Origin of the sequence: Streptomyces sp. NRRL F-5122 (assembly GCF_001507435.1) — a bacterium.
Taxonomy (GTDB): Bacteria; Actinomycetota; Actinomycetes; order Streptomycetales; family Streptomycetaceae; genus Streptomyces; species Streptomyces lannensis.
This window is the reverse complement of sequence record NZ_LMWH01000116.1, coordinates 366,964-393,084: the sequence shown is the minus strand read 5'-3', so window position 1 is coordinate 393,084 and position 26,121 is coordinate 366,964. Positions and strand designations below refer to the sequence as shown.

The window sequence follows — 26,121 nt, the reverse complement described above, 5'->3', positions numbered from 1 at the left end:
CGGCCCCGGCAGACCGCGTCTCCGGCTCAGGCCGGGCTGCCGGCGCTGCGCAGCCGCGCGAAGGACGCGTTCAGCCCCTTCTTCATCAGGCGGGCCAGTGGCCGCTCCACAAAGCGGTGGACCAGATAGCTGAGCACCAGGAAGCCGGAGAGGACGACGACGATCAGAAGCCGGGCGTCCATGGTGTCGTGCAGGCGGTTGATCACCGTCGTGCCGGCCGCGTAGTGCATCAGATAGAGCGGATACGTCATCGTTCCGGCCGTGACCAGCCACCGCCAACGAACGCGATCCGTCAGACCAAGCGCGACGGCAACCATGACCAGCAGGAACACGGTGAAGACCAGCACACTGCCCCGCCAACTGGACACGTGCTCGACCTCGTCGATCCGCTGGCCCAACTCCAGTTGCCCCATCAGCCAGGCCATGCCGAGGATGCCCCACAGCAGCAGGTCCGGACCGAACCGGTGCATGAGGTAGAGCGCGAGTCCGGCGATGAAGTACCAGGCCCCGTCCGGGTTCGCGACCAGTTCCAGCAGCGGGAATCCGGACACCGGTGCCAGCATCGCGACCGCGCCCCACGCACAGCAGAACAGGACGACCTTCCGATACGTCAGCCCGGTGGCGACGACGGCCAGGAAGAGCAGGTAGAAACGAAGCTCCGACCAGAGTGTCCAGTACACGCCGTCGACGTTGGCCACGCCCGAACCCGACTGCAGCATCGTGAAGTTGAGCAGGATCTCGCGAGGCCGCAGACGGTCCCAGACACCCGGCAGCGCGATCAGCACACCAGTGGTGAACAGGATGGCAAACCAGTACGCGGGGTAGAGCCGGATCACCCGGGAGACGAAGAACTGCCGCGAACTGCGCCCCCAGCAGGACATGCAGATCACGAACCCGCTGATGACGAAGAAGATCTCGACACCGATCCACCCATAGGAGGCGAACCGGAAGACGGTGGGCATGATCTCCGACACCGGCCGGCCCCAGTACCGGTTGCCCTCGTGGTTCATCCGGTTCGTGCCCGCGTAGTGGTGCACTGCCACCATCAGCGCCGCGACCAGACGGATCCCGTCGATGGCGTAAAGGCGGCTGCCGGCGCCCGAGGAACGGGCGGTGCGCTTGGGCTCCGATGTCGTCAGCCGCTGCGGTGCGGCTTCGGTTGCGGAGAGCGGAGGCAATGGCTGCTGCAACCCGCTCCCGGTCCTTGGCCTGGGTATGAACGAGCCCCCACGAGCCGTCGACATCTTCTCGTCCCCATCCCGCATCGACACCTACTCATCCTCACAAGCCAGTCTTGGCCGGTCGGCAAGCATGCGGTTTACGGACGACTGCCTGACGGTGAACAGACTTGAACATTCCTCAGGAGGTCGACATGCATTCACCGTGCCCACCGCGGCCCGTCGCATGCCGTTTCCCCTGCGACGCGGCCTGCCGCGCGGCAGGCGAACCCGGACCGACCGCCCTCCGCCACCGCGCCGACCGGGGCCGCGCCAGTCGAACATCCGGCGGACCGAACCTATCGACGATCAACCACCGGTGACAACATTCAACGTTCAAGGGGCCGGGTGGCAGCCGACGGGTCGAACAAACCGGGCCCCGGCGATCCCGTTGACCCCGATCCGCACCCGCGAGCGGGCGACACCGCGTAAAGCAATCGCAAAAACAACACGACTGGGCACAAATGGGCATGAAACGGTTAATAATGGACACCACCCGCTGCAGGTGCCCACCCCGGGCACCGCTTCACCACCAGGAGAGTCACATGATCCACGGAGCGACCCCCGCTCCCGATCCAACCCCCCGCGCCGACGCGGCACTGGCCGCCGAGTGCGCCATGTGCAACGGCTGGGGCAGCGTGGTCACCTCTCAGGGGCTGCATGAACTGTGCCCGATCTGCCAGCACACGACCGACGCCGTACACCATGAAGGAGACCGCACGCCCCGGGCGGACTGAGCAGGTCAGGCCCGACCCTTGCGGCGCAGCTCTTCCAGCCGGCCGGCCGCACTGTGGAGCAGCATGTCCAGCGCCGTGGGATAGGCGCTGGTGACCATGCGGGTGGCGAGGAGCGGGGCGGCCTCGGCGATGCGCGGGTGGGTCGCCGCCGGCAGTCGGGCGTATGTGGAACCCCACATCTCCTCGTCCGCGCGCAGTGCCGCGCTGGGCAGGGCCAGTGAGGCCGCGTCGAGCGCCGCGAAGGCGAGCGTCTGGTCGATGAAGGCGTGGTAGATCCGTACCGTGTCGGGAACCGGGAAGCCCGCCGTGCGCAATATCTCCAGGACGGCCTCGTCCGCCGCCAGTTCGTGTGCACGGCCGGTGACACGGCCCGCGGTCAGCTGGGCCGCTTGCGGATGGGCGACGTAGGCGGTGTGGATGCGCAGACCGACCGCCCGTAGATCGGCCTGCCACTCCCCCGTCGGCTCCCAGCCCTCCAGCGCCTGGCCGATCAGGGCGTCACCGATCGCAAGGGTGAGGTCGTCCATGCCGCGGAAGTAGCGGTACAGCGTGCTCGGATCGCAGTCGAGCGCCGTACCCAGGCGTCGCGCGGTCAGCCCGGTGCTGCCGTGCTCCCGCAGCATCCGTAGCGCGGTGTGCACGATCAGACTCTCGGACAGCACGGTGCCGCTCTTAGTGGGACGGCGCCGTCGCCGCCGTTCCTCGGACACCACCTGTTTCGCCATCACGACCTCCCCGGCCCGCCTTACGCCAACACCATTGACCTTACGACGGCACCCGACGTTGTATCTGCGGTCAAGGGCGCGCCTCGTCTTGTTCCGACAGACCGAGAGACCGACAGGGAGTTCTTGCCATGCGTGTACTGCTCGTGGGTGCCGGCGGAGTGGGTACAGCGATCACCAGGATCGCGGCCCGGCGTGCGTTCTTCGAAGCGATGGTGGTGGCCGACTACGACCCGGCCCGGGCCCGGACCGCGGTGGCGGCCCTCGGCGACGACGACCGCTTCGCCGCCGAGGCTGTGGACGCGGGCGACGAGGCGGCGGTGACCACTCTGCTGGAACGACATCGCTGCGACGTGCTGCTGAACGCCACCGATCCGCGGTTCGTCATGCCCTTGTTCCGGGCGGCCCGCGCCGCAGGGGCCACCTACCTCGACATGGCGATGTCGTTGTCCCGCCCGCACCGGGACCGGCCGCACGAGGAATGCGGGGTCAAACTCGGCGACGAGCAGTTCGCCCAGGCCGGCGAATGGCAGAGCGAGGGCATGCTGGCGCTCGTCGGCATGGGCGTGGAGCCGGGTCTGTCCGATGTGTTCGCCCGGTACGCGGCGGACGAACTCTTCGACGAGATCGAGGAGATCGGTGTACGCGACGGGGCGAACCTCACCGTGGACGGCTACGACTTCGCACCGTCCTTCAGCATCTGGACGACCATCGAGGAATGCCTCAACCCGCCCGTCGTCTACGAGGCCGGGCGCGGCTGGTTCACCACGGCTCCCTTCAGCGAACCCGAGGTGTTCGACTTCCCGGAGGGCATCGGGGAGGTCGAGTGCGTGAACGTGGAGCACGAGGAGGTGCTGCTCGTTCCGCGCTGGATCGACGCCCGCCGCGTCACTTTCAAGTACGGTCTCGGGCGGGAGTTCGTCGAGACACTGAAGACGCTCCACCTCCTGGGACTGGACCGCACGGAGCCGGTGACCGTGCCGAGTGCCGGCGGTCCGGTCGCCGTCTCGCCCCGCGACGTCCTCGCCGCCTGCCTGCCGGATCCCGCGACGCTGGGTGAGCGCATGCACGGCAAGACCTGTGCGGGTACATGGGTACGGGGAAGCAAGAACGGGGCGCCGCGCGAGGTGTACCTCTACCACGTGGTGGACAACCAGTGGTCCATGACGGAGTACGGCTGCCAGGCCGTGGTGTGGCAGACGGCCGTCAATCCTGTTGTGGCCCTCGAACTCCTGGCCGCGGGCACCTGGTCCGGAGCGGGCGTCGTCGGCCCGGAGGCCTTCCCGGCACAGCCCTTCCTGGATCTGCTGACCGCCTACGGCTCCCCCTGGGGCATGCGCGAGCAGTGACCCATGTGCCGTCCCGGCCAAGGGTGCAGGCCGGGATGCGATCCTCCGGTACGGGGGCCGAGCGGATCACCGCCTCGGGGAACGGCGTACGGGACGGGTGTGTTCGGTCGCGCGGCGACGTCGTGCCGCTCGGGGCCGGCCCTGACACGCGGTTTGCCGGGCCCCACCGGGGTCGGCGTCCTCGGCCCTCGGGCATGAGGGCGCCGATCCCGTCCCGGCGCGCCCCTCACCCATCGCTGGTCTGGAAGTAGTGCCCCTTCTCCAGGTCCTCGATCAGCGCGGGGTGGGTGGGTCGCCATCCCATGAGCTCGCGGGTCAGGGCACTCGAGGCCGGGATGTCGGCTCCGATGAAGCCGGCCAGCCAGCCGAAGTGTCCGGCCGCGTCCTCGGGTTCCACCGCGGCGACGGGGAGATCAAGATGGCGGCCGATCACCTCTGCGACGGTGCGGATGGGGACACCTTCGTCGGCGACGGCGTGCAGGACCGATCCGGCCGGAGCCTTCTCGACCGCCAGGCGGAACAGGTGCGCCGCATCGAGTCGGTGCGCTGCGGGCCAGCGGTTGGCCCCGTCACCGACATGGCCGGAGACACCGTGGGCGCGCGCCATGCCGACCAGCGCCGCCATGAAGCCGGGGTCCCCCTCTCCGTGCACGGTCGGGGGAAGTCGGACCACCGAGGACCGGACGTTGTCCGTGGCGAAAGAGAGCGCCAGCTGCGCGGTGGCCGACCGAGTCCGCTCTGCGCCGTCCGGACGCGGCCCGGCCGGGTCCGGACGGCCGTCCTCCTCGGTGGCGACCTGCCCCGATGCGATTCCGAGCGTCCCGGAGGCGATGACGAAGGGACGGCCGGAACCGGCGAGTGCCTCGCCCATCGTCTCCACCGCGCGGCGGTCCGCGTCGGTGGCGCCCTGGAAATCCCCCGAGAAGGCGATGTCGTGCTTGAACGCAAGGTGGATCACGCCATCCGCCTCGGCAGCCGCACTGCGCAGGATGTCGAGATCGTCGAGGGTGCCGCGATGCGCCTCGGCGCCCGCAGCGGTGAGGGCGGCGGCCGAGACCTCGGAGCGGGCGAGCCCGACGACCTGGTGGCCGGCGCCGATGAGTTCGGGAACGACGGCGGAGCCGATCCAGCCGGATGCGCCGGTGACGAAGACACGCACTGAAAGACCTCCGGATACAAATCGACCGCCCTCAGGCCGAGCACGACAGAGGGGCAGATCGATGTCAGTCACTGTCATCGAAAGTAGCACCAATGTCAGGGACTGTCATCACGTAGGATCACGGCCATGGGTCGATGGGAGCCGAACGCGCGCGAGCGACTCCAGCAGGCAGCACTGGAGCTCTACAGCGAGCGCGGGTTCGAGCAGACGACGGTGGCCGAGATCGCCAAGCGGGCGGGGCTCACCGAGCGCACGTTCTTCAGGCACTTCGCCGACAAGCGGGAGGTGCTGTTCGCGGGCTCCGAGACGTTGCAGGCGCTCTTCGTGAGCACCGCCGCGGCCGCACCGGAGTCGGCGGCGCCGATCGAGGCGATCGCCGCGGCCCTCGATGCCGTGGCTTCGGTGTTCCAGGACCGGCACGCCCACTCCCGCCGGCGCCAGACGGTCATCGTCGCCAACGCGGAACTGCGGGAGCGCGAACTGATCAAGCTTGCGTCGCTGTCCGCGGCGCTCGCCGACACCCTGCGTCAGCGCGGCGTTCCGGAACCGGCAGCGAGCCTGACCGCCGAGGCGGGGATCGCCGTCTTCAAGGTCGCGTTCGAGCGCTGGGTCGGCGAAACCGATGGACGCGGCCTGGGGTTCTTCATTCGGGAGTCGCTCGACGAACTCAAGGTCGTGACCTCCGGCAACTGATCACCGGCTGTGGGCCGCAGGGATCACGCGAGGTTCACGCGGAGTCCCGCCGGCAGTGCAGGAACAGATGGGGCTCGGGGACGGCCTCGGGGTGGGCGGGGGTGAACATCAGTGCCTGCCGAGTGACGACACCGAGTCCCGCCCCGGTGACCATGTCGGCGAACTGCTGGGCGGCGAAACTGGTCACGCGCACGGCCTGTCCCATGAAGACGCCTTCGACGCCCTCCAGATCGAGCGGCACCGTGGCCAGGACCACACTCCCACCCAGCTTCACCGCCCCCGCGAGCCGCCGTACGACGGCGGTCTGCTCGGCGCGGGACATCTGCAGCAGGGCGAAGTAGACACACACCGCATCGAACGAGGCTTCCTCGAGCCGCATTTCACGGATGTCCGCGCACCGAAAGGTCGCGTCCGGCACCTGGCGGGTCGCCAGGTCGACCATCACCGGGGAGACATCAACACCGAGCACGTCGTGGCCCGCCGCGGCGAGGACGGCTGCGGTGGGTCGGCCCGTGCCACTACCCACGTCCAACACCCGGCTGCGCGGCTTGAGTTGCCGCAGCAACCAGGTCAGCGACGCCCGGTGGGCCTCGGAGTCGGCGAACGCCTTTTCGTACTCGGCACCCAAGGCGTCGAAGACCGCGGCCGCCGCCGGCTCGTCGTACCGGTCACCCACAGCGTCTCTCCCCCTTCGTCGCGGCGAAGTCGTGGAGGCATCGTCGCATCGCTCGCGGCGGCTCACAACGGGGCCGCAGAGTCGCGCACCCGGGTGCCATGGACTCGTCGCGGCGAGCCGTGAGCCCGGACCGGCAGGGAACCCGGATGCCGGTCGGCGAAGTGGACATCACTCCAGCGGAACACCGCCGGACCTTCCTCCGGCGCACCCCACCGGACCAGTGCCGCACATGAACGAACTCACATCGAGGATAATAGGTAAAAGGCGTATGGTTCTGTTGGAAGCTGTGCCATTACGTCGACCAGGGGAAGTGATCCGGATGAGCCGGTCGGCCACGGTTCGCTATGCCATCGACCCGGGCCCGGACGGGCTTGCCTTCGTACAGGACCTCATGAACACGGTCTCCGCCGGCAAGCCGCGCACACGCGACCTCCTCACGGACCCGGGTGAGGCCCGGACCTGGGTCGATCAGGCGCCGGCACAGTGGAGCAAGGCCACAGGGGAACGCATGGCGCATGTCGAACTCGGCCCCAGGACCTGGAGGAGCTGCGTTCCTTCCGCGACGATCTGCGCCGGACGGCGCATCACGGCCGCGACGACACACTCCCCCCGCGACGCTCCGTCGCCGTCGCGATGCGTCTCGACGGCAGCGGAGAGGTCCGGCCGGAACCGCGCGGCACCGGATGGCGGCGTGTGGCGGCGCCGGCCCTGGTCGAGGTCCTCCAGGCCCAGCGGGCGGGGACCTGGCAGCGGCTGAAGCCGTGCCGCAACGACCGGTGCGGGACGGCGTTCTTCGACCGGTCCCGCAACAACAGCGGGGTCTGGCACGACGTCAGGGTCTGCGGCAACGCGGCGAACCTGCGGGCCTGTCGGGCGAGACGGCGCGCCGAGAACGCGTCGTAGACACCGCGATCCTCCGACGGCGCGGACGGCGGCGATACATTCGACCTGTATTCGCGAAATGTGAGATACGCCCTGCCGGTTTTGTTGTTCGACGTACGCAAAATACATACGCTTATTTCGTTCGCCGGGCGGCGAACACCCGGATGTCACGGTGCTCCACCACCGCGGCCCTCATCGACGAGCCGGGACGTGACTCGCGCCCGGCATCCCCCCACCGCATGCACGCAAGGAACCCACGTGGACGAGTTGCTCACGCAGGCTGTCGAAGCCCACGGCGGTATCGCCCGCTGGCAGGAGCTGACCGAGGGTCGGGCCACGCTCGTCAGCGGCGGCGACCTCTTCTCCGTCAAAGGGCTGCCTCAGGATCCCGCACCCCGCGAGATGAGCGTCCGGCTGCACGAGGAGCACGCTTCGGTCACGCCCTTCGGCGCACCCGACCAGAGGACCGACTTCACGCCCGGACGTGTGAGCATCGAGAAACTCGACGGGCGGGTGGTGGCAGAGCGCGAGAACCCGCGGACGTCGTTCTCCGGACACACTCTTCAGTCCCCGTGGGACCCGCTGGACCGCGCCTACTTCAACGGCTACGCGCTGTGGACCTACCTCACCACCCCCTTCCTGCTCACCATGCCGGGCTTCACGGTCACCGAGATCGAGCCGTGGCGGGAGGGAAACGAGATCTGGCGGGGTCTGCGTGCCACCTTCCCGCCCGAGATCGCCAGCCACAGCACCGAGCAGGACTTCTACTTCGGCTCCGACCACCTCCTGCGCCGGCACGACTACTACGTCGACGTGGCCGGTGGGTTCGCCGCCGCGCAGTACGTCCACGACTTCGTGGAAGCGGACGGCATCCTGCTCCCGACCAGACGCCGGGCCTACCGCCGCGACGACGACGACCGGCCGCTGGTGCATCAGGTCATGGTCTCGATCGACCTGAGCGACGTCCGCTTCCGCTGACCGGAGCACCGTCCGACGCCGACGCCCCCCGCCGGCCGCCCCCTTCCGTCCTGCCGCGCGGACCCCGGTCCGCCAATGATCATGGAGAGATCCAGAGTGCACCCCCAGCTCCCCCAGGCCTCGCATGCCAGACGCCGACCGCCCGTCCGCGTCTGGCTGCAGCCGTTTCTCATAGGCCTGGTCATCGTCTCCGCGTTCGTCAGCTGCTACATCGGCCTCCAGCGGGACCCCCAACCCCACCGGCTGCCGGTGGCGGTCGCCGGGCCCCGGCTGGCGAGCCAGGTCCAGGCGGCCCTGGGGGACGCGATCGACGTACGGCCCACCGACTCCGCCGATCAGGCACGCGACGCGGTCCGTCATCGCGACGTGGTGGCCGCGCTCGGCGCGGAGCGTCACGGCAAGGATCTGAGCCTCGATGTCGCGAGCGCCAACGGTGTGTCGACGACGACGGCGGTCAAGGCGATCGTCACGGCCTACGCGCACGGTGCCGGTCGACATGTCACCGTGTCCGACGTCGTGCCCCTCGACCGCTACGACTCACGTGGACTGGCGGGGTTCTACGTCTCCTTCGGAGTGACGCTCTCCGGGTTCGTCCTCGCACAGAACGTGCTCGGGCTGAGCAAGCTGCTGCATCTGCGGCATCGCTTCACCCTGGTGACCGTCTTCTCCGCCGCCTCGGGCCTGGTCGCCGCCGCGATCGCCGGACCCGTGCTCGGTGCCGTTCCCGCGCCGTACCTGCCCCTCGCCTTCGTCCTGGCCCTCCTGGCGGCGGCCGCGGCGTTCACCACGAAGTTGCTCGGTACGTACTTCGGTCCGGTGGGCGTCCCTATGGCCACCCTGCTGCTGTTGACCGTGGGCAACTCCACCAGCGGCGCGACCGTCGGTCCCGACCTGCTGCCCGGTGTCGCACGGTCCGTCTCAGCACTGCTCCCACCCGGCGCCGCCGTGCGTGCCGTCGCCGACGTCAGCTACTTCGACGGCGCACATGTGCTCGCCCCTCTGGCGACACTCACCCTGTGGGCCGTGGGGGCCGCACTTCTCCTGGCGGCCCGTACCCACCGCGCGACGCAGGACGCCCTGCCGACGGCGGGAGCGGCCGTCTCCTCAGCCTGAGCGGACCCGCAGGACAGCGCCCTGCGCCGTGGTAGCGTCCGCCTGGAAGCGCTCCCTCCCTGCCCCCGGCACGAGATGTGCGCCGTGGTCCAGCTCCGGGCGGTTCCGCAAGGACGACGCACCGGAGGATTCCCCATGGACGCAGGCGACGCCCTGACCGATTTCGGCGGGGGGACTCCCCGGCCGCGCGCACTCGACGTCCGATGGATCCACGGCTCTCCGTCGGCCAAGCACAACACCGATCCGGACATCCAGGTCCACGGCTACGACGAGCACACGTTCATCCTGCGGCAGAACATGGCCGTCAACTACGAAGCGCCGTTCCTGTTCCTGCTGTTCGGCAACGCCCGCGCCGTGTTGATCGACACGGGCGCCACCGAGTCCGAGGAGTTCTTCCCCCTGCGCCGTACGGTCGACGAACTCATGGCGGACTGGCTCGAACGGCATCACCGCGACGGGTACCGCCTGCTCGTCCTGCACACCCATCCGCACGGCGATCACACCGCGGGCGACGCCCAGTTCGCCGATCGTCCCGACACGACGGTGGTGGGGGCGCAAGGAGCCGAAGCCTGGGACCACTTCGGGTTCAGGGAGGAGCCCGACGCCGTCGCGCATGTCGACCTGGGCGGCCGGGTGCTGGAGTGCCTGGCCACGCCCGGCCATCACACGGCGGCGGTGACGTTCTACGACCCCTGGACCGGGATTCTGTTCACCGGCGACACGGTCTATCCCGGCCGTCTCTACATCGAGGACTGGCCGGCCTTCGCCAGTACCGTGGAGCGACTGATCGAGTTCTCCGACCGCCGCCCGGTGACACATGTGCTCGGCTGCCACATCGAGATGACCCGGCAGCCCGGCGTGGACTATCCGATCCGGACCACCTACCAGCCCGACGAGCCCCCGCTGCAGATGACCACGCGCCACCTGCACGACATCCGCGCGGCGATCGAGGAGATCGGCGACCGACCCGTACGGCGTGCCTTCCCCGACTTCATCCTCTGGCCGAACGATTGAGCAGCGGCCCGCCGGATCCGCGGACGCAGGGTACCCCCGTCAGGTGAGTGCCTCGTCGGCCGCAAAAGGCCGGGAGAAGCACGGATCCGCCACCGCATCCGGAGTACGCCCCCAGCGCACTGCCACCATCGCGAGGTCGTCGTCGAGATAACCGCCCGTGTAGGTGTCCAGATCCCGGCTGATGTGCCGCAGGAGGCGATCGGGGCTCTCCCAGGTCCAGGCAGCGGCCCGGTCGAGGATCGGATAGAAGCCGCCGTCGGCGTCCCTGGCCTCGATGACGCCGTCGGTGTACAGCAGCAGGGTGTCCCCGGGGGCGAACGGAACGGACTCCAGGTGGTACGCGCCCGGTTCGGTGTGGGCCAGACCCAGCGGTGGTGCCGGGCGGAGAGCCTCCAGCACCCGCACACGCCCGTCGTGCCTCAGCAGCGGCGGGGGATGCCCGCAACTGACAACACGCGCGACTCCGCCCCGATCCGGGATCTCGACCACAAGCGCCGTGATGAACCGCTCGCCGGCCTCGGGGTCGCAGGCGGCGAGTTCGGCCAGATGCCTGCGCACACTGCGCTCCAGCGACGCGACCAGTTCGGGGAGGGTGGCGTGCTCGGGTGCGGCCTCGCGAAACGCACCGAGGACGGCGGAGGTGTCCTCGATGGCCGCGAGCCCCTTGCCGCGCACGTCGCCGATGAGGATGCGGGTCGCCGTGCCGGTACGAGCGGCGGCGTAGAGGTCGCCGCCCACCATGGCGTGCTCGGCGGCCGCACGGTACTCGCAGGCGATGGACACCGGGCCGAGTCGGCTCGGGATCGGTCGCAGGAGAACCTGCTGCGCGGCCTGGGACACCGCCCGCACCTGGGTCAGCTCTCTCAGATCGCGGTCGTGCAGGGCTCGTGCGGCGACCACGAAGCTGGAGACCGCCAGCAGGGCGCCGATGTGGACGGCCAGGATCGGTGATCTCAGCAGGGTGTCGTGCGTATCGATGACGACGGTCGCCGCACAGGCCAGCAGTGCGATGCCGACCGTGAATCGGACGCGCGCGAATGCCGCGGTGAACGTGGGGGCCGCCACCAGCAGGGGCGAGAGATGGACGACCATGGGCACGAAGGAGGCGGCCAGCGTGATCGCCACGATCAGTGAGACCGCCGTTCCGCCTATGTACAGTCGACCGGCTGTCGACGTCGGGCCGCGGGCGCGGAGTCTGCGTCGAAGATGCCGTCCTTGAATACCGGGAATCCCGGCCCGGTGCGCTATGAGTCCGGCGTCTGTGCCGTGCGGCGTCCGGTGAAAGGTCGAGTCGAGGTCCATGGGCGGTCCTGCGGGTCGTACGGCCCCCCGTGCATGGTGAAGGGGCAGGACCCGCTGCCGTACGAGGCAACGCGGCTCGGTGTACCGCTGCGCGCCGGCCGCAGCCCCACCGCCTCTTTACCGAATCGTGGAATTCACCTCCCACTATGCGGTCCACTCTGCGACTCGGATCCGGCTGCGTCAAGAACGGGAACGATCGTTCTCGATCGCCGGGTCACCGAACGTGAATCCCTGGTCGCCCCGGGCGAGACGGTGCCCTCGGCGGGGCACTCACGACCCTTCGGATACGTCACTCCTCGCGCCGCGAGGCGCGGGGTCACGTATCGAAGAGCGGCGGAGCAGTCCCACCAAGGGGCCTAGGACGACGAGGATCCCGAGGGCCATGTACCCGTATGTGAGGGTGGCGAGCGTCGCGACCCCCGCAACCAGCAGTGGGCCGCCCGCGTCCCCCAGCTCGCGCCCGAGCTCGGCCGCGCCCATGGTCTGCCCCAGGCGCTCCTCGGGAGTCGACGAGGACAGGGCGGCGAAGCCGAGCGGGGTGATCACACCGGTACCCGCACCGATCAGTGCGGCTCCGACGAGGACACCGAAGAGGCCGGGCAGCATGGCACCGGCCAGTCCGGCGGCGGTGAGCAGCAGACCGGCGGTCATTCCCCCGCCGGTCGTGATCCGGCCTTCGTCCCGGGCGCGGCCGGCGAGCGGCTGGACGACGGCGGCGCAGGCGGCCAGTACCGAGACAGCGGCGCCGGTGACGACCGTGCCCAGCCCGACCGCCCGGCCGGAGACCGGCAGGAAGCCCACACCGGCCGAGAGAGCGGCGGTGGCCGCGGCGAGTGCGGCCGTCGGGGCGAGGAAGGCGGGGTCGGTCATCCGGCGCACGAGTGCGAGCACCGTCTGCCGGTCCTTGGGCAGGGGCGGCACGACGGGCACCGCGACCGCGGCCCATACGGCGACCGCTGCACCGAGCACTGCCAGCACCGCGAACAGCAGCCGCAGTCCCCCTGCCCAGACCAGTACTCCGCCGAGCAGCGGACCGAGGGTGTAGCCGATCGACTTGTAGAAGCCGTAGCTGCCGAAGGCGCGACCGCGTCCGGAGTCGGGATTGAGCCGGGCGACGAGGGCGGAGGCCGAGGGTGAGAAGGCGGAGGCCGCGGCGCCCTGCCCCAGACGGGCGGCCCAGAGCCAGCCCGGGCTCGGCGCGACGAGGTACAGGGCGGACGCCGCGGCGAAGGCCAGGAGACCGCCGAGGAGTACCGGCCGCGCGCCGATCCGGTCGGCGAGTGTGCCGAAGACCGGCTTGAGGACGACCTCGGCGCCGTCGTACAGGGCGAGCAGTCCGCCGAGCACGAGCAGGGAGGTCACACCGTCCTCGGAGAAGCCTCCGAGGTTGGCCGCGATGCCATGGGCTCCGAAGGCCGTGGTGAACCCGGCCGCGTGGAGTGGCCACATCCGGCGGGGCGGTGCCGATCGCGCCACGGCGCCCCGGCTCATGGCCCCTCGTCCATCGCCAGGTGCAGCACGCGGAACACGCGCTCCGCGTAGTCCTCACATGCGGCCGTGCACTCCTTGAGCCGCTTCGAGGCCGCTGCCGACTCCGGTGCGCCGAAGACATCGCGCGCCATGAGGTCCCGGTGCCAGCGGCGCAGTCGTTCCAACGACTGCTCTTCCTCCTCCAACTCGGCGAGAGTGAACTTGGCGATGCGGATCTCCTTGGCCAGTTCCTCCTCGAACTTGCCGCAGTCGGCCAGGAATTCGCGCCAGTCGTCGGACCGGGCGGCGGTGAACATCGCCTGGAAGCGGGCCGCGTCCTCGGGACCGCGGCCCGATGCGCTGAGGGTCAGGGCGTGCCCTTCCGCCTGCTCGGTCAGTGCGATCGCGCGAGCGATGCCGTCGGCGAAGGCCGGTACATCGGGCACGGCCCACACCCCCTGGCCGAGGGAGAGGGCACCGATCCGGCGCAGCTCGCGCCACACCGCCACCCGGTGGCGGCTGGGCTCCGCGGGGACCTTGATCACGAGGACGATCCACCGGTTCGCCGGCTCGGTACTGGTCACGTATTCGAATGTAGCAGCAGTTACATCAGGGGACGTGCTCGCTGTTCGGTCAGGCGCTGAGCACACCGGTGGCGAGCAGCGCCACCCCGACGACGATCCGGTTGACCCTGACGGGAGATGATTCCCGCATGCGCATGCGCCGGGAGATCCGTCGGTGGCTGTGGGGGTTGTGGTTCGCCTGCCTGGCCTTCTCCATCTGGTTCCTGGTGGAGGTGGTCATGCTGTTCCTGCAGGCCGAATCCTGGTGACCGGCGCCCGAGCCACGTGCCGTTCTCCCTGACACAGGGAGAACGGCACGGTCGGTTCTCGCTGATGGTGGCCGGCCTTCCGGCAGGGCCACGTCACCGACCGGTCTTGGCCGTTGGTCTCCGGAAGGGACCGGACAACCGGGGGGACGCGCGAGAACACCTCGGTCGACCATGCGGTCCCGGCGACGGCATCGGCCCGTCGTATCGGGTCAGACCCAGGTGTCCAGCCACATGCGGTCACGCCATGAGTCGGTCGGGATCATGTTCCCCGAATAGATCGGGAAGAAGTAGACGAAGTTCCACAGGATCAGCAGCGTGAGCGCGCCGACGCCCGCCACCCCCCACAACCGGCGCCGCTCGGTGGCTCCCGCCGGCCCGAGAAGAGCCCCGGCCGTCATCGCCACGGCCAGGCACAGGTACGGCAGGAAGACGACCGCGTAGAAGGAGAAGATGGTGCGGTCCTGATACATGAACCACGGGAGCCAGCCCGCCGCAACCGCGCACAGGACGGCGCCGGCGCGCCAGTCCCGCCTCAACGCCCACCGGTACAGCAGATACGCGAGGGCGAAACACGCGGACCACCACAGCAGCGGCGTGCCGAGAGCAATGATCTCGCGAGCGCAGCCGCCCGCTTCCTTGCAGCCGTCCTGCCCATAGGACGAGGACTGGAAGTGGAACGGCACGGGGCGCCCGAGCACCGTCCAACTCCAAGGATTCGACTGGTACTTGTGCGGCGTGTGCAGTCCGATGTTGAACTGGTAGACCTGGTACTCGTAGTGCCACAGGCTGCGCAGCGGCGCCGGGACCCACGCCCAGGAGCCGCCCCGGCCGTCGGCCCAGTGCCGGCCGTATCCGTCGGACGACATAAACCAGCCCGACCAGGTCGCCAGATACGTCACCACGGCGACAGGCACCAGGGAGGCGACGGACCAGCCGAGGTCCTTTCCGAGCACCGCGCGGTAGGGCTGACGCGCGCCCGCCACGCGTCGCGCGGCGACGTCCCACAGCAGGGTCATCGCGCCGAAGAACACCAGGAAATACAGGCCGTTCCACTTGGTCCCGGCCGCCAGGCCCAGAAGGACGCCAGCGGCGAGCCGCCAGGGCCGCCATCCCATGCCGCCCCGGGCCCCGACGTCCTCGTCGGGCCGTACCTCACCGGTGTCGCTCCTCGGCAGCAGCCGGACCAGCCGCTCCCTGGACCGGTCACGGTCGATCAGGAGGCAGCCGAAGGCGCACAGGACGAAGAACATCACGACGAGGTCCAGCAGCGCGCTGCGGCTCAGCACATAGTGCAGTCCGTCCACGGCCATCAGCAGTCCGGCCAGGCACCCGAGGAAGGTCGAGCGGAACAGCCGTCGTCCGATACGGCAGAGCAGCAGAACCGACAGCGTGCCGAGGACGGCGGTCATGAAGCGCCAGCCGAACGGATCCAGGCCGAACAACCACTCGCCGACGGATATGACCCACTTGCCCATGGGCGGATGGGCCACGAACGCCCCCCGGTCCGAAAGGGGGATGACCTGGGGATCGGCGAGTACCTGGGGGTCGGCGATCTTGCGGTCCGGCCACACACCTTCGTAACCGAGGTGAAGTTGGGCCCAGGCGTCCTTGGCGTAGTACGTCTCGTCGAACATGAGGTCGTGCGGCCGGCCGAGACGCCAGAAGCGGATCACCCCCGCCAGAACGGCCACGAGCACCGGGCCCAGCCACCCGGTCGCCCCGGCGGCGCGGTGGGCAAGACCCGGCGGACAGCCGAGGACACGCCACAGATGGGTGGGCGGCGCGGGGAAGCCGGGGACCAGCCGTTCCGCCGTACCGGTACGCGCCGTCGGCACATAACGGAAGCGGAGTCGCAGACGGTCGAGCCATCGCGCATCCGCGTCCGCCGGGCCCCGTGCACCCGAACTGCGGCCGTACGTCGGGGCGCTCGGGCCCACACGGTCACTGCCGCCCCGCAACGTGGCCGCGAGACCCGTGGCACGGCCCGAGTCGAGCGATCCATGAGGCGCCCCGCGGTCCCCCACCTGCCACACCTCTCATCGACGGCCCGGAAAACGAGACGCCGGATTCATTCGACGGGCCGATGCGAACGCCGTCCCCGATCCGGCGAGATCCTAGCGTCAACCGACGGCGGCTGAAGCGACGGGCCCGCACAGCGCAGGCTCACTCGGCTTCACCGGCGTCCGACTCGGCGACCCGAGGACCGCACGGTGCAGGGGCCGCTCAGAAGGCGGCCGTAGCCGGTCCCCGAAGCACCTTTTCGTGCTGCATGCGGGTCAGCCGCAGCACCACGAGGATCGCGAGCACGGCGGCCACGGCGTCGACGACATCCGCGACCAGCACCTGACGCACGGCGCCGCGGATCTCCTCGGCCGTGTCGGAGCTGCGGTAGGCGAAGGAACCCGCGCGGTTCGTCAGCACGGAGAGGAGCCACAGCGTCCACCAGGCGTCCACCAGCCCGTGCGACCGCGGCGTGTCCCACGGGCTGCTGGCGTCCCAGATGTCCAGTGCGATGCGGCGCGGGAACCAGAGGTTCACGATCGGCACGAACCACGCCCCGATCGCCCAACCACGCTTCTTGGCGTGCCCGAACGGACTGAACACCTCTGCGTTGACCCGTACTCGATGGAACCAGCACAGGAACACGACGACGCACGTGAGCAGCACGGACGTCCGGAGGAGACCGACCGAGGAGTACAGCGAGTCCGCGCGTTCCGCCCGCTCGCCCACGCCGCTGACGCCGCCGACGAGGTCGCCCGCCACGTCGTACACGGCCATGGCAGCCCCGATCGCGAACAGGTCGACGACGACGACAACTCCCAGCACTGCGGCCGCCGTCCGCCCGAGACCCACAGGCGAGCGCACCCAGGCGACCGGCGCAGCGGTGAACTGCGGGGCCTCCGGCTCCGGCGCGACGGCGCACTGGGTGCACAGAGTGCCGCCCGGTGCCGCTTCGAAGTGCTGGCAGCGAGCACAGATCATCGTGCATTCCCCATACATGCCGTCGGATCCCGGGACGCCGCTCCGGCCAAGACCGACGTGCGGACACGCAACATAGGATCCGCACGGTCCCCGCGTCCACTCGAGCGCGCCTCGGCCGGGCGAGGCGTACTCCGGGTGCCGTCGGCGGCTTACGCCGCTACCGGCCCGGTCAGGCCGAGGCTGCCTGAAGGGCACTCGCCGTCGTGTGTGTACGCTCGGCCACTCCGATGGCCCACGCGCCGTCGGCGCTCGAAGCCGGCTGAGCCGGGTGGTACGACCGTGACCGCGCAAGCCCGGACCGTCGAGGCGGCGGACGGCGGTCCGTACGCGCACGGGACGGTCAGCTGTGCCGTCTCCGCGCTCCCGGCGCAGCCTGCAGGGTCGCGGGTGTTGAGCGCCGTCGCCGACGGCCGGGACACAGAGAGCGGCCGCCGGTGTGCCGGCCCTTCGTCCGCGCGCCCCTGCCGCCGGCGACGACGGCTCACGACGTCCCCGCCGTGTATCGCTCGGCGACAGCCAGGGCGGCCGCCATGATGCTCAGCTGCGGATTCACCTCCGGGCAGCTGGGGAGCACGGAACCGTCGCCGATCAGCACCCCGTGCACACCGCGCAGGCGACCGTCCGGGTCGGCCGGCGACCGCTCGGGGTCGGCTCCGCCGGCCGCCGTTCCGGTGGGGTGGAACGCGGAGACATGCAGATGCCGCGCGGTCACCGTGTCCAGCACCGCCTCCAGCTGAGCCGGGGTGCGGGCGCGCGGTGCCTGCGGCACTCCGGTGAGCACCTCCTCGGCGCCCGCCGCGAACAGCAGGCGTCCCATGGCCCGTTGGGCACGGAGCAGGCGGTCGGCGTCGCACGGCGCCAGGTCGTAGCGCAGCAGGGTGCGGTTCTGCCCGAGGACGCGGCCCGAGGGACGGTCGGCGATCATGGCCCCGAGCGTCGCCAGGTGTTCCGTCTCCTCCAGTTCGCGGCGGAGTTCGCGTCCGACGCCCGGCAGCACGAACGAGCTCATGCCGGGGGGCGCCGCGGTCGCCTCGATCAGGATGCCGTCCTCGCGCAGATGCTCCACCCCGACGCTCTGCAGGACGCCCTTCCAGCTCGTGACGTGGCGGCTGAACCGACCCGCCACACTGGTCGCCGGATGCACGCTGAGGTTGCGGCCCAGCCGCGGGTGTCCACCAAGGCCGGAGCGGCGCAGCAGTGGCGGCGTATGAAGGGCCCCGGCGGCGACCACGACCAGCGGGCTGAGGATCTCCAGCTCGCTGCCGTCCGGGCGGCGCACCACCACCCCGGCGGCCCGTGGGCCGCCCGGCCGGTCGCCGTCGACAAGGATGCGCCGGACGTGGGCGCCTGTCACGATACGGGCGCCAGCCGCGCAGGCCTCGGGGAGCACGGAAAGCTGGACGCTCTGTTTTGCGCCGGTGGGACAGCCGACGACACACTGGCACGAGCCCTTGCAGCCGGGGGCGTTGCGGCGCAGGGGCGCTGCTGTCCAGCCGAGCTCCTTCGCTCCGGAGAGTGCGAGCAGCCCGTTGTCGCCGAGCACCTCCAGCGGCTGGGGCGCCACCCGCAGGGTACGTTCGACGTCGTCGAGGTGGGCCTCGAGGTCCTCGGCCGCGGCGAATCCGTGACGGTCCAGCCAGCGGGTGCGGACGTGGGCCGGAGTGCGGTAGCACGTACCGGAGTTGACGAGGGTGGTGCCACCGACGGCGCGGCCCACGGGGAGGACCAGTGGGGGGGTGCCGAGGGCGATCGTCGCACCGCCGTCGCGGTACAGGTCGGTGAAGCGGTCGAGCGGAGCCCGTCGCCCGAACGACGCGGTGGTGTGGTGCTCACCCTCCTCGAGGACGACGACACGGAGGCCGGCCCGGGCGAGTGTGCGGGCCGCCATGGCGCCGCCGGCCCCGGATCCCACGACGACGGCGTCGGCACTCGAGCGTGTGGGCCACTCGCGGGAAGGTGTGCAGTCCAGCGGCGGGTCGTCGGGCGCGGGCGCCTCGGGCGTGGGGCTGTGGTGCAGCGACCGTTCGGTACCGGCCGCCAGCAGCAGCGGTACCTTGACCGCCTCCAGGAGCGGCAGCAGGGCCCGGCGGGAAGCCAGCGACGCCACGACCCGCTCCCGCTCGGCGGGTCCGAGTGCGGACAGCCGCCTGCCCGTCCGGACGACGGCGTAGGCGTCGACGGCGGCCGCCGCACCGCGCACCGCGGTGCGAGCCGGCGCGGGCATGGTGTCGAGCAGCGTTTCCACCCTGCGTGGCACGGACCGGGTCCACGCGGTGGTGCCGTCGTCGGCCAGCAGCGCGGCGACAAGTCCCTTCAGGGCGGCGGTGCTTCGCAAGGTCATCGGTCACCGACCTCCGCATGCGCGGTGCCCGACAGCCGCCATCCGGCCTCCCGCCGCCAGGTGCCCCACCAGCGCTCCAGGGTGACCACCGCGTCCGCTCTCTCGGTGTTGCGGCAGACCGCGGCAGAGCCGTCGGGGTCGGTGTAGTCCAACGTCAGTGTCTGCTCCGGCGGCTGGGTCACCGTCACCGCGATGCGGCTCAGGCCCGCCCTGCCCTTGACCCGCCACTCGGGCAGACCGATGTCCGCGCGGAACCGGCCGATTCCCGCCCAGCCCACGGCGGAGCGTTCCGCGCGCCGTGGCCAGGTCCTGCCGTTTCGGTACAGGCGCAGGAAGACCAGGGGCTGCAGCCTGTCGAGACCCCGCCGCATGGACACCGCTGCGACGATCTCCAGTACGTCGCCGCCGCCCAGGTCGGCGTGGAGCCAGGCCCAGCGGCGGGCGTTGCCGTGGCCGTAGATGCGCGCGCCGGCTCCGGGAGCACCGTCGAGCCGCAGCTCGTCGGTGCCGTGGCGCACCGTCCCGCTGTAGCGGGCGCGGACGGCGGGGAGCATGTGGGAGGCCGGCAGCCAGGGTCGCCGCCAGGACCAGCCGGGGAAGGTGTGGAGCGGTGGACCCTCGCCCCGCTCGGTGAGCGCCCAGGTGAACGATCCGGCGGAACCGGCGAGTCGGCCGGAGCCTGCGCTGATGTCCCCGGCGGAGAAGCCCTCCGGATGCCCCGCCCACGGAACGGGGCCGAAGCGTGCGTGTTCGGCCGGGCCGTCCTTGGGGAAGACGGCGGCCCAGCCGTGCGCATAGGCGGGGGAACCGTCGGAGGGCGCCACCACTTCGTGGTGCAGCCAGATCCCGCTGTCCGTCACGGGATCGGTCACAGTCGTGTACCAGACCTCGGTCCGCCCCGGTGCGCCGTCCCAGCGCGACGCCAGGTGCCGGTCGGCGCGGGATTCCGCGGCGCGGGGGAACCGGAAACTCGCGAGGAAGGGCAACAGGCCGGTGGTCAGCGGGAAGCGCAGGGTGCCCTCGCCGACACGGTGGCCGTCCTCGTAGAGGGTGTACGGGAGTACGGTCATCGATGTGAGCGGACGCCTGGGCGACACCGACTTCCAGCCGTCCAGGGTGAGGCGCCGGCCTTCCATGGTGAAAGCGATCCGGTAGTGGATCCTGCGGCGCGCCAGGGGCGAGATCTCCAACTCGCCGACGGCTTCGGCGTCGTCCGCCCGTCCCGCTATCCGTATCCGCCCGGTCAGCTGTGCCGCAGTCGTCCGGTGAGGCAGCAGTACCGCGTCGGCGCGGGCCAGCAGATCGAGCCGCACTGGTCGGTCGCCGTCCTCGTCGGCCATGCGTACCCGGCCGAGCATCGTCTCCTTGAACACCGTTCCGCGTGAGGTCATCGGGCACCGCCACGATGTCCCCTCGAGCGGGCGAGGCCCTCGAGCATGATGCGTTCGGTGGCGGACAGATAGTCGCCCGCGGCCGTGTGCGCCGCCCGCTGGTCCCCGGTCGCCACGGCCTCGACGACGGGTGCCAGCCGGTCGTGGGCTGCCCGCGGATCCTCGAAAGGCCCGGCCAGGCTTGCGCGCACGGGGAGGTACGCGTTGAAGAGGGTGTTGGTCAGCAGTACGTACACCCGGTTGCCGGTGGCCCGGGCGAGCGCCCGGTGCACCTCCACGTCCGCCAGCTGTACGGGCTCTCCGCCCTCCGCGTCCCTGACGGCCGCCAGCAAGTGGCGGAGTTCGGCGATCTGCGCCGCCGTGGCACCGGACGCCGCGCGCTCCGCGATCAACGCGCCGATGCTGCGGCGCACTTCGAAGATCTCGCCGATCCAGTCGGGGCTGTGACGCACGAGCATCGGCAGCAGGTCCGCGCCGCCCAGCCGCAGGAAATCCCGTACCCGGGTACCCACTCCGTGCCGCGTCTCCAGCAGTCCCGCGTGCACCAGACGGCCGAAAGCGTGCTTGAGGGTGGTGCGGGTCACCCCGAATCCGTCAGCGAGTTCACGCTCGGGAGGCAGATAGCTCCCGGCCGGATGACGCCCGGCGAGGATGTCCTCGCGCAGCCGTTTCTCCAGGACGTCGACGATCGTCTCGCGTGGCAGTGCTTCCACCCCGGCCCCCAACGACTCAGTGGTTCAGTGGATGAGCCACTGAACCACCGTCTTTGACACGGCGTCAATAGAGCGGCAACCAGGAGAAGGAGACATCCCCCATCACACGCGACCCGCTCAACCCCCCCGGCCTGCCGGGCCTCGACGAGGGCGGAACCGGCGGCCGCTCGATCGGTGGCGCGCGCTGCGGAGGACGGGCGGCGTTCTCGGCCTGCCCGCTCCTAGAGTCGTCAGGGGCTCACCGCAACGCCGTAGGGGCTGTTGCCGACGGGGACCCTGGCGATGACCTTGCGGGTCCGGGGGTCGATGACGGTGAGCGCGTCCGCTCCCGGCTGTGTGACGTACACCGCGTGGTCGGTGACCTCGATATCGAAGGGATCGGTGCCCGCGGTGCCCACGGCGACGGTCGCCTCGACACGGTGGCCTCCGATGTCGACGACGGAGATGCTGCCCGGGCCGATATCGGCCGTGTAGGCGGTCCGGCCGTCCGGGGCGACCGCCACGTCGAAGGGGGCACCGCCCACCCGCACCGTGGTCATCTCCTCCGTCCGGATGTTGATCGCGAGCACCTTCGCCGCCGTCTCGTCGGCGACATAGGCCGACTCACCGTCAGGGGTGAGGGCGACCCCTGCCGGTGTACGGCCCGCGGGGACGTTGCGGGTGACCCGGAGCGTACGGGCGTCGATGACCGACAGGTTCCCCGAACCGAGGTTCGCCACATAGGCAGTTGCTCCGTCCCGGCTGAGGGCCACACTCGCGGGGGAACGGCCGACCGGGACGGTCGCCGTCACCTGGTCGGTCCGGGTGTCCAGCACGGAGACGCTGTTCGAGCCGCCGTTGGCGACATAGACGAATCTGCCGTCGGGGCTCACGGCGACGTCGGTCGGGTTGTTTCCGACCGGAACGGTGCCGGTCAGTTTGTTGGTACGGGTGTCGAGTATCGAGATCCGCGCCGCACCGTTGTCGGCGACGTACACCCGTGAACCGTCGGGGCTGACCGCGACACCTTCGGGCGCCACCCCCGCGTCCACGGTGGCGACGACCTTGTTGCTGCGGGCGTCGATCACAGACAGCGTGTTGTCGAAATGGTTGGTGACGTACACGCGCCCGCCTGCCGCCCGGTCCGCGGCCGCATGTGGCCCGGATTCCGATACCGCACCACCGGATGCGGCCGATGTGCAGGAGGTGAGCAGGAGGGCCGCGCCGACCGCGAGGGCCGGCCGGCGTCTTCCGCGGCCGCGTCCGGCGGCGCGGCGGGCTCCGGTCCGCGGGGCAGGGAACATCGCGCCTCCTGTGCGTGTCGCTGGTGGTTCGGCCGTGCCCGTACCGGGCGGTCCCGCCGGGGCCGTGCTGTGCCGGCCGTCAGGTCAGCAGACCGCTGGCGAAGTAGTCGTGTGCGTCGCGCACGCCCGGTACCGCAAAGAAGTAGCCGCCGCCGCGAGGACTGATGTAGGGCACCAGTGCCTCCGCCTCCAGCCGGGTCTGCATGGCGATGTAGGTGTTGAGTTCGCGTTGGAAGGAGACGAATGCATGACCCAGGTCGAGCTCCCGCGCATCGAGGCTGTGGTCGTAGTCGTAGCCCCGGCGCAGGACGGCGCTCGTGGCCGCGGTCTCGGGCGTCTGCGGATTGGCCAGCCTGATATGGGAGTTGATCGGCGTGAGCAGCCCCTGCGGATCATTGGTGTAGACGGGAACCATGCGGTCCGAGGCGTCGTCGGACGTGGCGTACACGGGCGCACCGCTCACCTTGCGCCGACCGAAGATCCGCTCCTGCTGGGCGACCGGCACCTTCTGCCACGCGTCGATGAAGAAGTGGACGATGCGCACGACGTGGTAGGTGCCGCCCGCCGCCCAGTCCGGTTCGGCCGACTTCGGTTGTGTCCAGACCACTTGGTCCATCCGGCCGGTGTCCGCGGTGTCCGGATTGGTGATGCCGTGCTTGAAACCGAACCAGTCCCGGCGGACCCGGTCGTGGCGCGGCGGATTGCGCAGGCCGTCGAGACGCCAACGCAGCTTCATGGCGCCCTTGGTGCTGTTGAGGATGTCGACCAGCGCGTGCACGGTCGTGTCGCGGTGATCGGCGCAAATCTGGATCAGCAGGTCGCCGTGGCAGATCGAGGGGTTCAGTTCGTCGTGGAGGAAGGGCTGCATGGTGACGAGCTGGACCGGCTTGCGCGAGGCGAGCCCATAGCGGTCGTCGAAGAGCGAAGCGCCCAGTGACAAGGTGAGAGTGAGGTTGTCCGCCTCGACCGTCGGTCCCACGATCCCGTTGTCCGAGGGCACCGAGTTGGGCGGCACCTTCGGCGGCGTCCCGCCGGCCGTGAGGAAGCGGGCCCGGTCGGTCAGCGTGCGAAACAGCTCGGTGAGCCCGTCGCTGTCGTCGGCCGTCACGTCGCAGGAGAGGAATATCGCGTCCTGCTGGGGTGGGGTGGCTATGCCTGCCTGGTACTGACCCTGGAAGGGAACCGCACCTGCCCGCGCCGCGACCGCGCCCGGCATGTCCGCCTGTCCCTCCCGGTCACCCAGGACGGTGCCCGCCGTCGCCCCCGCAAGACCTGCCGCGGCTGCATGGAGGAACGACCGTCGGGCGAAGGGGCCCACCGGGCACCCGCCGTCGCTCCACTCCCGCTCAAGGGCCGGGGAACTTTCCTCAGTCATGGTTGTCCTCATGGATAGGGGCAGACGGCGGACCGCGCCGATGACGATGGATGTCGCGCAGTCGGCCGGACAGCGGCGCAACAGTTCACAGTTGCACCAATCAGGTCCTGACCTGCGGATTCGGTCACGCAGGTGCTCGCTAGTCGAAACATATCCGCGCCACGCACCCGGGCCACTCGGGAGGCGCCCATGCGGGTGAGGGCGCCGAACTGCCCCGGAGAGCACGCCGGCTCCCCGGCCCGTCCCGGTGTCGTCCGCCGTCTGCCTCGTGCCGTGCGCCCTGCCGAGGACGACGCGAGCGGGTGTGCCCGGTGAGCTGCGCGGCGACGGGGACGGGCGGGTCCGGAGTCCGTGGACGATGATGATGCGGGATCGTCTCCCGCGGTGTGGGCGGCGGACATCGTGCACGCCGCGCACTCGGCACCTCGGGACCCGCGGGCGAGTGTCGTAGATGCTTCGGCGGTGCGGCCGCCCGGGTGGAGGCCCCGTGGCACGGGGGTCGCTCTCCGACAGGGTCGGCGCCTCGGCGACGGCGTGGTGCCGGACGGGGCGCGGAGCACCCCTGCCGGACGACGCCGCCCGTGGCCACTCACGACGGAGGAGGATCATGCCCTCTCAGGTGCCGAAGGCCGGTCGCCCACGCAGCGAACCGGCGCGGCGGGCCGTCCTCACCGCGTGCGGCGAACTGCTGCAGCAAGGGGGACTGCGCGCGGCGACGACCGACCGGATCGCCGCCCTGAGCGGAGTCAGCAAAGCGACGATCTACAAGTGGTGGCCGAACAAGTACGCGGTCGCCCTCGAGGCCTTCCTGTCGCAGATGAATGCCCAGTCACCTGACCCGGACACCGGCTCGGCGGCCGAGGACTTCCGTCTCACGGTGCGCGGCATGGCACGGTTCTATGCGAGCCCGATCGGGCGGATCTTCGCGCAGCTGCTGGCGGGGGCTCAGAGTGATCCGACGGAGGACTCGGATCTGCTCGGGCAGCTCGTCACCTCCCGGCGGGGCGTGGTGCGGGCCATCTGGGACCGCGGTGTCCTGCGGGGCGAACTGCGCGACGACGTCGACCCGGACGTCGCTCTCGATCTCTTCTTCGGGCCGTTGGTGTACCGGATGCTGGCCGGCCACGCACCCCTGGACGAACGGGCGGCGGACGAGGTCGTCCGCGTCGCACTGAGCGGCCTGAATCGGGCGAATCACAACGAACCGACATAAAAATTAAATTAGGTGTCCTAACGGGAATTGCGCCCGCCTCCCGAACGTTGAGTGGGGTGGAAAACGAAACGTTCAGTTTCAAGGAGGGCAGACAACCCACACCGGAGGTCTCCCGCGTGATCCGCCGAGGACGGAACCACGCGAGCGAGGACGCCTCGCCCCTGCTCGACCGGGCCCACGCCGCGGGGCGGCACCGCCGCTCGCCAAGGCGCCCGGACGAAGTGACCACAGCAGGCCACGGCAAGGACGACGGCGCCGTGGCCGTCGTCGTCACCGCAGGACGCGGGGTCCATCGCGCGCCACCCGTTCCGGTCGCGGCCGGACGACCGCGGCGAGCCTGCCGGTACCACCACCACGAAAGGAGACCGACGTCATGACCCTGGCGGTCTACGAGGTCGACGTCCCGACGACGAACGGCGACGGACTCCGCGGAGTGCACGTCTTCACAGGCCGAGCCGAAAGCCCCGCGAGCGCGCTGCGCCTCGCGCAGGAGGTCTACGCCGCCGCCGTCGCCGCACGGCAGGCCGGACTCGAGATCCCCCGCATGCGGCCGGACGGCTGGGTGGCACGCGGGATACGTCCTGGCTGGGAGCCCGACTGGTCGGCCGCGACCGCCGGGCGCTGGAGCGACCCGCACAGCTTCGTCCGCACCTACGACCTGGATCCGTGATTTCGCCGT

Annotated in this window: 24 protein-coding genes; 9 read left to right on the top strand and 15 right to left on the bottom strand. The window is 70.4% G+C overall.

Annotation, left to right across the window (positions count from 1 at the left end):
- Positions 1-26: 26 nt before the first annotated feature.
- Positions 27-1,244, bottom strand: a complete 1,218-nt coding sequence (locus ADL25_RS14815; protein WP_079050360.1) for an acyltransferase family protein — start codon at positions 1,242-1,244, stop codon at positions 27-29.
- 518 nt (positions 1,245-1,762) lie between these two features.
- Between ADL25_RS14815 and ADL25_RS14810 the strand changes: the two genes are divergently transcribed.
- Positions 1,763-1,954: a hypothetical protein gene (locus tag ADL25_RS14810; RefSeq protein ID WP_059128157.1), complete on the top strand. Its 192-nt coding sequence runs from the start codon at positions 1,763-1,765 to the stop codon at positions 1,952-1,954.
- Positions 1,955-1,959: 5 nt separating this feature from the next.
- On the opposite strand, the gene ADL25_RS14805 is transcribed toward ADL25_RS14810, so the two are convergent.
- The gene (locus ADL25_RS14805; protein ID WP_059128156.1) at positions 1,960-2,679 is read right to left on the bottom strand and encodes a TetR/AcrR family transcriptional regulator; all 720 of its coding nucleotides are present in this window, start codon (positions 2,677-2,679) and stop codon (positions 1,960-1,962) included.
- Between the two features lie 128 nt (positions 2,680-2,807).
- Between ADL25_RS14805 and ADL25_RS14800 the strand changes: the two genes are divergently transcribed.
- Positions 2,808-4,025: a saccharopine dehydrogenase family protein gene (locus ADL25_RS14800; protein WP_059128155.1), complete on the top strand. Its 1,218-nt coding sequence runs from the start codon at positions 2,808-2,810 to the stop codon at positions 4,023-4,025.
- Between the two features lie 226 nt (positions 4,026-4,251).
- Here the strand turns inward: ADL25_RS14800 and ADL25_RS14795 are convergent, their stop codons facing one another.
- Positions 4,252-5,184 (bottom strand): SDR family oxidoreductase, encoded by a 933-nt coding sequence (locus ADL25_RS14795; protein WP_059128154.1) that lies wholly within the window; start codon positions 5,182-5,184, stop codon positions 4,252-4,254.
- A 126-nt stretch (positions 5,185-5,310) separates the two neighbouring features.
- Here ADL25_RS14795 and ADL25_RS14790 point away from each other — a divergent pair, with 126 nt between their 5' ends.
- Complete coding sequence (locus tag ADL25_RS14790; protein WP_059128153.1) at positions 5,311-5,877, top strand: TetR/AcrR family transcriptional regulator; 567 nt, start codon at positions 5,311-5,313, stop codon at positions 5,875-5,877.
- Positions 5,878-5,911: 34 nt separating this feature from the next.
- Here the strand turns inward: ADL25_RS14790 and ADL25_RS14785 are convergent, their stop codons facing one another.
- Positions 5,912-6,553 (bottom strand): class I SAM-dependent methyltransferase, encoded by a 642-nt coding sequence (locus ADL25_RS14785; RefSeq protein WP_059128152.1) that lies wholly within the window; start codon positions 6,551-6,553, stop codon positions 5,912-5,914.
- A gap of 633 nt (positions 6,554-7,186) precedes the next feature.
- On the opposite strand from ADL25_RS14785, the gene ADL25_RS50490 reads away from it, so the two are divergent.
- The 4 genes from ADL25_RS50490 to ADL25_RS14765 all read left to right on the top strand — a co-directional run bounded on the left by ADL25_RS50490 (position 7,187) and on the right by ADL25_RS14765 (position 10,540).
- On the top strand, positions 7,187-7,456 hold the full coding sequence (locus ADL25_RS50490; RefSeq protein WP_079050343.1) for a CGNR zinc finger domain-containing protein: 270 nt from the start codon (positions 7,187-7,189) through the stop codon (positions 7,454-7,456).
- Between the two features lie 237 nt (positions 7,457-7,693).
- Complete coding sequence (locus ADL25_RS14775; RefSeq protein WP_059128151.1) at positions 7,694-8,413, top strand: hypothetical protein; 720 nt, start codon at positions 7,694-7,696, stop codon at positions 8,411-8,413.
- An 81-nt stretch (positions 8,414-8,494) separates the two neighbouring features.
- On the top strand, positions 8,495-9,526 hold the full coding sequence (locus ADL25_RS14770; protein ID WP_147318059.1) for a hypothetical protein: 1,032 nt from the start codon (positions 8,495-8,497) through the stop codon (positions 9,524-9,526).
- A 135-nt stretch (positions 9,527-9,661) separates the two neighbouring features.
- A complete protein-coding gene (locus ADL25_RS14765; RefSeq protein ID WP_059128149.1) occupies positions 9,662-10,540 on the top strand; it encodes an MBL fold metallo-hydrolase in 879 nt (292 codons plus the stop codon).
- A 39-nt stretch (positions 10,541-10,579) separates the two neighbouring features.
- Here ADL25_RS14765 and ADL25_RS14760 read toward each other — a convergent pair whose 3' ends face one another.
- The 11 genes from ADL25_RS14760 to ADL25_RS14715 all read right to left on the bottom strand — a co-directional run bounded on the left by ADL25_RS14760 (position 10,580) and on the right by ADL25_RS14715 (position 24,229).
- Entirely contained in the window at positions 10,580-11,665 is a 1,086-nt protein-coding gene (locus ADL25_RS14760) for a PP2C family protein-serine/threonine phosphatase (RefSeq protein ID WP_234380912.1), read from the bottom strand.
- A 447-nt stretch (positions 11,666-12,112) separates the two neighbouring features.
- Positions 12,113-13,291, bottom strand: coding sequence for an MFS transporter (locus tag ADL25_RS14755; RefSeq protein ID WP_059128217.1), 1,179 nt, complete (start codon positions 13,289-13,291; stop codon positions 12,113-12,115).
- 38 nt (positions 13,292-13,329) lie between these two features.
- A complete protein-coding gene (locus tag ADL25_RS14750) occupies positions 13,330-13,896 on the bottom strand; it encodes a Chromate resistance protein ChrB (protein WP_059128148.1) in 567 nt (188 codons plus the stop codon).
- A 49-nt stretch (positions 13,897-13,945) separates the two neighbouring features.
- Complete coding sequence (locus ADL25_RS48965; RefSeq protein ID WP_159044927.1) at positions 13,946-14,116, bottom strand: hypothetical protein; 171 nt, start codon at positions 14,114-14,116, stop codon at positions 13,946-13,948.
- A gap of 237 nt (positions 14,117-14,353) precedes the next feature.
- Positions 14,354-16,168 carry a dolichyl-phosphate-mannose--protein mannosyltransferase gene (locus ADL25_RS14745; protein ID WP_107116608.1) on the bottom strand — a complete coding sequence of 605 codons (1,815 nt, stop codon included), beginning with the start codon at positions 16,166-16,168 and terminating at the stop codon, positions 14,354-14,356.
- A gap of 199 nt (positions 16,169-16,367) precedes the next feature.
- Complete coding sequence (locus ADL25_RS14740; RefSeq protein ID WP_059128147.1) at positions 16,368-17,126, bottom strand: DUF4328 domain-containing protein; 759 nt, start codon at positions 17,124-17,126, stop codon at positions 16,368-16,370.
- 481 nt (positions 17,127-17,607) lie between these two features.
- Positions 17,608-19,467 (bottom strand): GMC family oxidoreductase, encoded by a 1,860-nt coding sequence (locus ADL25_RS14735; protein WP_059128146.1) that lies wholly within the window; start codon positions 19,465-19,467, stop codon positions 17,608-17,610.
- Entirely contained in the window at positions 19,464-20,858 is a 1,395-nt protein-coding gene (locus ADL25_RS14730) for a hypothetical protein (RefSeq protein ID WP_079050342.1), read from the bottom strand. The genes ADL25_RS14735 and ADL25_RS14730 overlap by 4 nt, the downstream gene beginning before the upstream one ends.
- A complete protein-coding gene (locus tag ADL25_RS14725) occupies positions 20,855-21,571 on the bottom strand; it encodes a FadR/GntR family transcriptional regulator (RefSeq protein WP_059128145.1) in 717 nt (238 codons plus the stop codon). The genes ADL25_RS14730 and ADL25_RS14725 overlap by 4 nt, the downstream gene beginning before the upstream one ends.
- 230 nt (positions 21,572-21,801) lie before the next feature.
- A complete protein-coding gene (locus ADL25_RS14720) occupies positions 21,802-22,854 on the bottom strand; it encodes a cytochrome D1 domain-containing protein (protein WP_059128144.1) in 1,053 nt (350 codons plus the stop codon).
- 79 nt (positions 22,855-22,933) lie between these two features.
- Complete coding sequence (locus tag ADL25_RS14715; protein ID WP_063805636.1) at positions 22,934-24,229, bottom strand: Dyp-type peroxidase; 1,296 nt, start codon at positions 24,227-24,229, stop codon at positions 22,934-22,936.
- Between the two features lie 607 nt (positions 24,230-24,836).
- Here ADL25_RS14715 and ADL25_RS14710 point away from each other — a divergent pair.
- Complete coding sequence (locus ADL25_RS14710) at positions 24,837-25,442, top strand: TetR/AcrR family transcriptional regulator (protein ID WP_059128142.1); 606 nt, start codon at positions 24,837-24,839, stop codon at positions 25,440-25,442.
- Between the two features lie 373 nt (positions 25,443-25,815).
- Positions 25,816-26,112, top strand: a complete 297-nt coding sequence (locus ADL25_RS14705; protein ID WP_059128141.1) for a hypothetical protein — start codon at positions 25,816-25,818, stop codon at positions 26,110-26,112.
- Positions 26,113-26,121: the final 9 nt, after the last annotated feature.

Excerpts from the sequence above, each read along its gene's own strand:
- ADL25_RS14720 (WP_059128144.1), bottom strand. The coding sequence starts at position 22,854 with ATGTTCCCTGCCCCGCGGACCGGAGCCCGCCGCGCCGCCGGACGCGGC.
- ADL25_RS14800 (WP_059128155.1), top strand. The coding sequence starts at position 2,808 with ATGCGTGTACTGCTCGTGGGTGCCGGCGGAGTGGGTACAGCGATCACC.
- ADL25_RS14810 (WP_059128157.1), top strand. The coding sequence starts at position 1,763 with ATGATCCACGGAGCGACCCCCGCTCCCGATCCAACCCCCCGCGCCGAC.
- ADL25_RS14735 (WP_059128146.1), bottom strand. The coding sequence starts at position 19,467 with ATGACCTTGCGAAGCACCGCCGCCCTGAAGGGACTTGTCGCCGCGCTG.
- ADL25_RS48965 (WP_159044927.1), bottom strand. The coding sequence starts at position 14,116 with ATGACCACCTCCACCAGGAACCAGATGGAGAAGGCCAGGCAGGCGAAC.
- ADL25_RS50490 (WP_079050343.1), top strand. The coding sequence starts at position 7,187 with ATGCGTCTCGACGGCAGCGGAGAGGTCCGGCCGGAACCGCGCGGCACC.
- ADL25_RS14740 (WP_059128147.1), bottom strand. The coding sequence starts at position 17,126 with ATGATCTGTGCTCGCTGCCAGCACTTCGAAGCGGCACCGGGCGGCACT.
- ADL25_RS14710 (WP_059128142.1), top strand. The coding sequence starts at position 24,837 with ATGCCCTCTCAGGTGCCGAAGGCCGGTCGCCCACGCAGCGAACCGGCG.
- ADL25_RS14790 (WP_059128153.1), top strand. The coding sequence starts at position 5,311 with ATGGGTCGATGGGAGCCGAACGCGCGCGAGCGACTCCAGCAGGCAGCA.
- ADL25_RS14765 (WP_059128149.1), top strand. The coding sequence starts at position 9,662 with ATGGACGCAGGCGACGCCCTGACCGATTTCGGCGGGGGGACTCCCCGG.
- ADL25_RS14815 (WP_079050360.1), bottom strand. The coding sequence starts at position 1,244 with ATGTCGACGGCTCGTGGGGGCTCGTTCATACCCAGGCCAAGGACCGGG.
- ADL25_RS14805 (WP_059128156.1), bottom strand. The coding sequence starts at position 2,679 with ATGGCGAAACAGGTGGTGTCCGAGGAACGGCGGCGACGGCGCCGTCCC.
- ADL25_RS14730 (WP_079050342.1), bottom strand. The coding sequence starts at position 20,858 with ATGACCTCACGCGGAACGGTGTTCAAGGAGACGATGCTCGGCCGGGTA.
- ADL25_RS14770 (WP_147318059.1), top strand. The coding sequence starts at position 8,495 with ATGGAGAGATCCAGAGTGCACCCCCAGCTCCCCCAGGCCTCGCATGCC.
- ADL25_RS14715 (WP_063805636.1), bottom strand. The coding sequence starts at position 24,229 with ATGACTGAGGAAAGTTCCCCGGCCCTTGAGCGGGAGTGGAGCGACGGC.
- ADL25_RS14755 (WP_059128217.1), bottom strand. The coding sequence starts at position 13,291 with ATGTGGCCACTCCACGCGGCCGGGTTCACCACGGCCTTCGGAGCCCAT.
- ADL25_RS14705 (WP_059128141.1), top strand. The coding sequence starts at position 25,816 with ATGACCCTGGCGGTCTACGAGGTCGACGTCCCGACGACGAACGGCGAC.